This is a genomic window from Halococcus salifodinae DSM 8989 (genome assembly GCF_000336935.1).
GTDB classification, from domain to species: Archaea; Halobacteriota; Halobacteria; order Halobacteriales; family Halococcaceae; genus Halococcus; species Halococcus salifodinae.
The window spans coordinates 1-2,399 of record NZ_AOME01000004.1; the positions used below are offsets into that span (position 1 = coordinate 1).

At 56.4% G+C, this 2,399-nt stretch carries 3 protein-coding genes; 1 reads left to right on the forward strand and 2 read right to left on the reverse strand.

Features of this window, described 5'->3' with window-relative positions:
- A partial coding sequence (locus C450_RS00740) for an adenosylhomocysteinase (RefSeq protein WP_005038733.1) occupies window positions 1-1,049 on the forward strand: 1,049 nt, incomplete at its 5' end.
- Between the two features lie 115 nt (window positions 1,050-1,164).
- Here the strand turns inward: C450_RS00740 and C450_RS00745 are convergent.
- Window positions 1,165-1,578 carry a hypothetical protein gene (locus tag C450_RS00745; protein ID WP_005038736.1) on the reverse strand — a complete coding sequence of 138 codons (414 nt, stop codon included), beginning with the start codon at window positions 1,576-1,578 and terminating at the stop codon, window positions 1,165-1,167.
- A gap of 514 nt (window positions 1,579-2,092) precedes the next feature.
- The coding region (locus tag C450_RS00750) for a DUF3006 domain-containing protein (RefSeq protein WP_005038738.1) at window positions 2,093-2,399 on the reverse strand (307 nt) is incomplete at its 5' end.

Below are 2,399 nucleotides of genomic sequence, written 5' to 3' on the forward strand. Positions count from 1 at the left end.
GCGAACCGTTCAGTACCAAAGAGGCGGTCGTCGAGGCTCTCCAAGAGCTCGACGGGATCGAGACGTTCATTGAGGCGGGAATGAGCGATGAGGAATGGGAGGCCGGCCAGCACGACCTACTGGAGGAAGAGCCAGACTTCATTCTTGATGACGGCTGTGAACTCATTGCCAAAGTCCACGCTGACCATCCCGACATTGCTGAGGGGATCATCGGTGGTGGCGAGCAGACCACCGCTGGAATCACGCGCGTAGAGGCGATGGAGGAACAGGACGTGCTCCAGTTCCCGGTGTACGGTGTCAATGATACACCGATGAAACATTACTTCGACAACGTCCATGGCACTGGTGAATCCTCACTAGCGAATGTGATGACCACGACCAACACCATGCTCTCTGGCAAGACGGTTGTCGTGGCTGGCTACGGTTACTGCGGACGCGGGATCGCACGAAAAGCTCGGGGAATGGGCGCGTGGACGATCGTCACTGAGGTCGACCCACGCAAGGCGTTGGAGGCAGTCATGGATGGTCACCGCGTGATGGCTATGGGTGAGGCTGCTCCCCTCGCGGACTACGTCATCACTTCAACGGGCAATCGCGAGGTCGTGCGCAAAGAGCATCTCGACCAGTTCCAAGATGGCGTTATCCTCGCCAATGCCGGTCATTTTGACGTTGAAATCTCGCTAGAAGACCTCAAGGCGGAGTCTAATGAGGTAACGCAGCCAAAAGAGGGGATCACACGCTATCATTTGTCGGATGGACGTCGGGTGAACGTGCTCGCTCGCGGCCGTCTCGTGAATCTTACTGGGCCACACAGCCAGGGTCACCCTGCAGAAGTGATGGATACGACCTTCGCGATGATGTTTGCTGCCGCTCACGATATGCTCACTCAGGATCCAAACCTCACGCCCGGATTGTACGCTATTCCGGATCACCTCGATCGCGAGGTGGCCAGCCGTAAACTGGAGACGCTCGATATTACTATCGACAGTCTGACGGAGAATCAACGTGAGTACTACGAGGAGTGGGAACACCCAGACAGTAGCTTCTGAGTACACCTCGTAGTCCTATTCCACTTTGCCTCCAGCAGAGTAGTGAATTTCACTCCTTTATTGTCAAAACGTATACCTGCGTTTGCTCCAGTAGTGCCAGTCCGCGTGTACCGCGCTATAGGTGGAACTCGATATCCGTGTCAGCAAGGTACGTCGCGCCCTGTTCGATCGCCTGCTCAGCCGACAATCGATCCTGCATCACGAACACGGTGTTACTCCCTCGGCTCGTGTGGTACACCGAGTTGCGGAGGATATCTGCGTGGTCGGTGTACTTCTCCTTGACTACGCAGAACGGCTCGATATCGTCGGTTGCCACGCGAGTGACTTCATAGAAATACTCGTCCAAGAACGCCTCTGCCCGCTCGATCTCGTCGGTGGACACTTCGAAGCGATACTGTTCACTGTCATACCACTCGCGCAACTCGTCGAAGACCTCCTCCTGGTCGAAGTACTGACTGAAGATGTACAAGCCGGCATCTTTGACTTTGAACGCGTTGATCTCCGTGGTGTCAGCGTCGAATGTAGACATGAGTTGAACGGTACTCTGGTTCTGGGAGGCTTCGACGTCCTGTACTGGTTGAGCAGCGGTACTCACCCCGAGCACAAATCCTTTGCTAGCGATCACCACAGCTGCAGCAACAGACTTCTCTCTTGTTTCTCCGACGTGGCCATGCCAATTGGCAACAAGAACTAAGAAGAGAGAGCCTGTATAGAAGTGTGCAGGCGTGTTTGCCTGTGCTACGTGCGGTCAACACGGGGACACCGTGCGTAGGAGCATACGCGAACCACGGGTCGGGGGTCAAACCGACCGGCCCATTTTCCAGTCAGACACTCGCTGGGGGATGGCTTCGGGAGCGTGCCGACACGCTCATCTGTGACCCGGCAGCGAGCACAAATGGTGTCGTGACACATCGCGTTTCGAGTGACAACCCCACCGTTGGTTGATGGCTTTTCTAATGAATGCACTGCTTCACCGAGATCGGCGTCCACAATTGATCTGGCAACCACACTGTCTACAGGGATGGTGGGCGGACGGACTGTCTCTAGCGCTCCGGATCAGTATCCGCTTCTGTCTCTGATTCGGAGGGGCGTTGCGAGAGGCGGTCGAATCGCGATTGCGCGCGCTCTGCGCGCTGGTCGGTCTCCCCAGCTTTGTAGGTAGCGTCCCGTACTTCTCCATCCTCGACGCTCACGTACAGAACCGCGTCTTGGTGGCGACCACTCTCCGGCAGTTCTGTCTTTGGGAGAAGGATGTCGTCAACAGTTTCGCCTTCGCCTTCGCGTTCGAGCAACAGCACGGCGAGGTCATCTTCGAAGCGATCAACCACTGCCGTGTACTCGCCGTCGGCT